Genomic DNA, 4,741 nt, shown 5'->3' with positions numbered 1-4,741 from the left:
GGTTCAATCTCAATGGAGTCAGTAGGGGTGTGGGGAAAAGCGCCTTTAAAAGTCCGACTTTGGACTCTTTAAGAATCTCTCGGATTTATCCGTAGGGAGTATCAAAATGAGTTCAGTTTCGATAGAATATCAAGCAACCTGGCGCTCCGAGTATTTGCTGTGACTGAGAACCGCACAAATCCAAACAACCCAACCTCAGGGATCCCACCCTTTCCCCGGGGTCTCCCGAACTACTACAGCTTGCTGGAACTGTCAACTACAGCCACCGCCGGGGAGATTCGGCGTGCCTATCGGGAATTGAGCAAGCGCTACCATCCCGATACCACGGAACTGCCCTCGGATGTAGCGCGGGAGAAGTTCCAACAACTGAAGGAAGCCTATGCCACCCTGAGCGATCCGCAGCAGAGACAGCTTTATGATTTTCAGTTGCGCCTGAATCGCGGGCGCAGCTATCGCTATGCAGTGATGCCGCCGTCGACGGTAAAGCGGGCGGATGCCAAGTCGCAATCGTTCAGGTCTTCAGCCGCATATATCGACCCCACAGACCGGCCCTTGTCGGCGGGAGAGCTATTTGCCTTGTTTATTTTGGGGTTAACCTTGGTGGGCTGTTTGCTGTTAGCGATCGCCATTGGATTGATGCGCGGGGATGCCGCATTTCAACCGATGGGACTCGACACCGCACCGAACCCCGGGGAAAGCGTAGATGCACAAATCGAGTCAAATGTCAACCCCTTTGCACGGAGCGATCGCCACCTAGGGACCCCGGATGAGCTTGGCGAATCCATCCCCCAAATTATCCCGAATTCGCGGTAAGATTTTGAGGAAGTTGAACTCCTGCCAGAGGCGATCGCTCGACTTTGGACAAATCCCCAGGCAACTCCCCAGAACCGCCGCAAACCAATCGAGATTTCATCAGCACTCAGCCCAGTTAACGTTGGAAAATCCATGATACTGCCGCAACCCGATACCCCCTTGTACAATCATCCCCTGCCCAAAATCGAGCATTGGCTGCAACAGCTTGGATGCAAGCAAGACTCAGAAGAGCGCAATTGTTGGTTTGTGGAACGGCCCAGTTGGACCGCGCAACTGTGGCTCGACACTGAAGAAATTACCGTGCGCTATATCAATTCCGGGACGGGGGGACAGGATATTCAGCGATCGTTCAAATATTCCCTGAGTCGGCGAGATGTGGAAGAAGCGGTATTTAGCGGACCGTAGGCGGGGAAAGCGCGGGAGAACGGGAAATAAGGGGGAATGGACAGAGAATTCGCTCCCGTTTTCCGACTCCTCGCGTGGGCGGGTCAGACCTTGCCAAAGCGGCGATGGCGTTGTTGATAGGAACGCAACGCCAGATGGAATTCCTGGCGATCGAAATCCGGCCATAACGTATCGGTGACGTAGAGTTCCGAATAAGCCAATTGCCAGAGGAGAAAATTGCTAATCCGCATTTCGCCGCTGGTGCGAATCAGCAGGTCCGGATCCCCCACATTAGTGGTGTAAAGATGGCGTTCGAACAATACTTCGTCAATGTCATCCGGGTGGATTAAACCTTGCTGTACCTGAGTGGCGATCGCCCGACAAGCTTGCAAAATCTCCTGACGACCCCCGTAATTGGTCGCCACCGTAAACGCAATATCCTCATTCTGACGAGTTTGTTCCATCGAGCGGGCAATCTCCGCTTGCAAGGATGGTGGCAACGCTTGCAAATTCCCCACAAAGTTAATTTGCACGTTTTCCTCCATCATCTCCTGGAGTTCTTGTCGCAAGACCCGTTCGAACAAAGTCATCAAAAAATTAACCTCTTCCAAAGGGCGGCCCCAGTTTTCGCTCGAAAACGCATAAGCGGTGAGGGCTTTAATCCCCCAATCCTTACAGCAGCGCAGCAAATCTTTCAGGGCATCTACCCCCCGTCGGTGCCCCATAATGCGCGGCATTCCCTGACGCTTTGCCCAACGACCATTTCCATCCATAATGACTGCCACATGTCGGGGCAGTCGCTCTCGGTCGAGGTCAGCAGGCAACTGTTGTAAAGTTGATGACTTGGTAATCATTTTTTCTCTCGTGAAGCCGATGATGGAAGACGCAGCAAACGCGAAAAAAGACTCAATCCTTTGGCAATAAGCTGGCGACCCAAATTTCGCAAATCTGGAGCCACTGCTTCGCGCTCCACAGATTGCGAGAATCGCGCTTGTAGCAGTTCTTTCAGTTTAGAGCTGGTTAACGGTCGATTCAGCACCCCCTTTTCTGCCAGCGAGATCGAGCCAGTTTCTTCAGATACAACAACGCAAACGCAATTTTCGACCCGTTCGGTAATTCCCATTGCTGCCCGGTGGCGAGTTCCCAGTTGACGGGAGGCCGAACGTTCCGAAAGGGGTAGAATTACCCCCGCCGCCAGAATGCGAGACGATCGAATTAAAAGTGCTCCATCATGCAACAGGGTACTGGTTTGAAAAATGGTTTGCAACAGTTCTTTGGACACTTCTGCATTGATCCTCACCCCGGGAACCGAAAAATCTCGTTCGTCAATCGGCCCACTGGTTTCGAGAATCATTAAAGCCCCGGTGCGGTTTTGGGAGAGTTCTTTCACTGCATCAACAATTTCATCGATCGTGCTATCGGGTTTGGGAATTGTTTGCCGATCGGGTTGAAACAGTTGCTTGATTTCGCCTTTACCCAGTTGTTCGAGAAATCGACGGAACTCCGACTGCAACATCACCGCCATTGCCACAGCGGAGCCGATGACTAACTTATGTAAGACAAAACTCAGTAAATCCAGCTTGAGTTGGCTGCTTAAGGTTGCCGCCACCATCAGAATGATAAAGCCGCGAACGATCCAGAGGGTGCGGCGCTCCCCAATGATGACCAGCACCATATAGGTCAGCGCCAACACGAAGATGATGTCGAGCGGACCTTTGAGCCATTGCTTCCAAATTTCAAGCATGTGAAGCAACAAGGACTGAACCCAGGTTGGGTCGATCGACAATTGCATCCACAAATATCCCATTGGATCTCGACTATCCTTGCGCTTCTACGGCATGAAGATTACTCAGCTAGCCTCCGCTCTAGCTGCTTGCGGTTTGGCGGGTTCTATTTCCGGGGCACCCCGGGGTCAAGGGGGTGGGGAATCGGCCAGCCGGATCGAACCGTGACCACCAACCCGATCGCATCGGTTGACCCCAGAGGTTCACCCCACCCAATCGCCCCTCGCCGTGAGGTTAACCCCGGTTAACGAGCCGTTCTGGCAGGCGATCGTGTCGAATCAAATCTTCGTAGGTTTCGCGAGCGATAATGATATTGGCTGCTCCCTCTGCCACGAGTACGGTGGCCGGTCGGGGTACCCGGTTATAATTGGAGGCCATACTGTAATTGTAGGCACCGGTGGCCATCACCACTAGAATGTCGCCACTGTTCGTTTCCGGCAGCTCGGCATCGTGGATTACGATGTCGCCAGATTCGCAGTGCTTACCCGCTATGGTAACAGTCTCGGCTACCGACGCGGACATCCGATTGGCGAGTACGGCGCGATAGCTGGATTGGTAGGTGATCGGTCGGGGATTGTCGGACATGCCGCCATCCACTGCAATGTAGGTGCGGATTCCCGGGATGGCTTTGCGCGAGCCGATCCGGTAAGCGGTGATGCAAGCCGGTCCGATCAGCGATCGCCCGGGTTCGCAAAGCAATTTCGGCAAGTTTACCTGCTGAGCCTTACACTCATCGGCGATCGCTTCGCTGACTCCCTTCACCCATTCCTCGATACTCGGCGGATCGTCGGCTTCCGTATAGCGAATGCCCAAACCCCCGCCAACATTCAGTTGCTCGATCTGCAATCCATAACTGGCTGCTTTTCCCAACCACTGCACCATCACGCCACCGAGATCCCGATGCGGCTGTCGCTCGAATATCTGCGAGCCAATATGCGCGTGCAAGCCGATTAGCGATAGCCTCGGATGCTCTTTCACCCAGCGAAATACATCGTCCATTCCTTCGGGATCGAAGCCAAATTTACTGTCGAGATGCCCGGTGCGGATGTATTCGTGGGTGTGACACTCGATCCCGGGGGTGAAGCGCACCATGATGCGGATCGCTTCTGCCGCTTTTTCGGCAATTTCCCCCACCATCTGCAACTCCAGCCAGTTGTCTACCACGATCGTGCAGCCACAAGCAACCGCTTGCTCTAACTCTTCCCGGGATTTATTGTTGCCGTGCAGGTAAATCTTCTCGGGCTTGACTCCCGCTTCTAGAGCGGTATAGAGCTCTCCACCACTGACTACATCAATGCCTAACCCCTCTTGCGCCGCGATCGCGCAAATGGCCACCGCACTCCACGCCTTTGAGGCATACAAGACCTGCGACTCTCCGGGATAGTACCGAGATAAGGAGTCCACATACTGCCGACAAGCCGCTCTCAAGGTGGCTTCGTCTAAAATATACAACGGCGAGCCAAATTGCTCCACCAGGGTCGCTACATCGCAACCCCCAATCTCTAACCGATCTTTCTCGTTCGCTCTGGCACTCAGGGGCAACAGCTCCTGGTTCGGCGAACGAGTTTCGGTTTCTCCGCTTTGTTGGGGTAGATACTGACGACCTGTGTTTTCCACCGCCTTAACTTGAGTTGATACCATATTCACTAAATTCTCTGCTATTGGGTCAACGCGCATCACTGGAGTTAAACTAAGCAATTCCGTCACCAGAACTACTCGTCTTCAGAACCGGACTTGAGACTTTCACCTCATCCGGCTCC

Annotated in this window: 5 protein-coding genes; 2 read left to right on the top strand and 3 right to left on the bottom strand. The window is 53.5% G+C overall.

What is annotated here, in order from left to right; translation table 11 throughout:
- Positions 1-240 precede the first annotated feature (240 nt).
- Together AC0QH1_RS19580 and AC0QH1_RS19575 are read left to right on the top strand one after the other, a co-directional pair.
- Positions 241-813, top strand: coding sequence for a J domain-containing protein (locus AC0QH1_RS19580; protein WP_324632964.1), 573 nt, complete (start codon positions 241-243; stop codon positions 811-813).
- Between the two features lie 132 nt (positions 814-945).
- Positions 946-1,218: a DUF3143 domain-containing protein gene (locus tag AC0QH1_RS19575; protein ID WP_324632963.1), complete on the top strand. Its 273-nt coding sequence runs from the start codon at positions 946-948 to the stop codon at positions 1,216-1,218.
- A gap of 83 nt (positions 1,219-1,301) precedes the next feature.
- Here the strand turns inward: AC0QH1_RS19575 and AC0QH1_RS19570 are convergent, their stop codons facing one another.
- From AC0QH1_RS19570 to lysA, 3 genes are all read right to left on the bottom strand, one after another.
- A complete protein-coding gene (locus tag AC0QH1_RS19570) occupies positions 1,302-2,051 on the bottom strand; it encodes an isoprenyl transferase (RefSeq protein ID WP_324632962.1) in 750 nt (249 codons plus the stop codon).
- Entirely contained in the window at positions 2,048-3,004 is a 957-nt protein-coding gene (gene cdaA, locus AC0QH1_RS19565; RefSeq protein ID WP_442957342.1) for a diadenylate cyclase CdaA, read from the bottom strand. Before cdaA ends, AC0QH1_RS19570 begins: the two co-directional genes overlap by 4 nt.
- 211 nt (positions 3,005-3,215) lie before the next feature.
- Positions 3,216-4,622, bottom strand: a complete 1,407-nt coding sequence (gene lysA / locus AC0QH1_RS19560) for a diaminopimelate decarboxylase (RefSeq protein WP_324632965.1) — start codon at positions 4,620-4,622, stop codon at positions 3,216-3,218.
- Positions 4,623-4,741 lie beyond the last annotated feature (119 nt).

This window comes from Phormidium sp. CCY1219 (assembly GCF_055795085.1).
The sequence above is the reverse complement of the archived record's forward strand: the minus strand, read 5'-3'. Positions and strand labels throughout refer to the sequence as shown.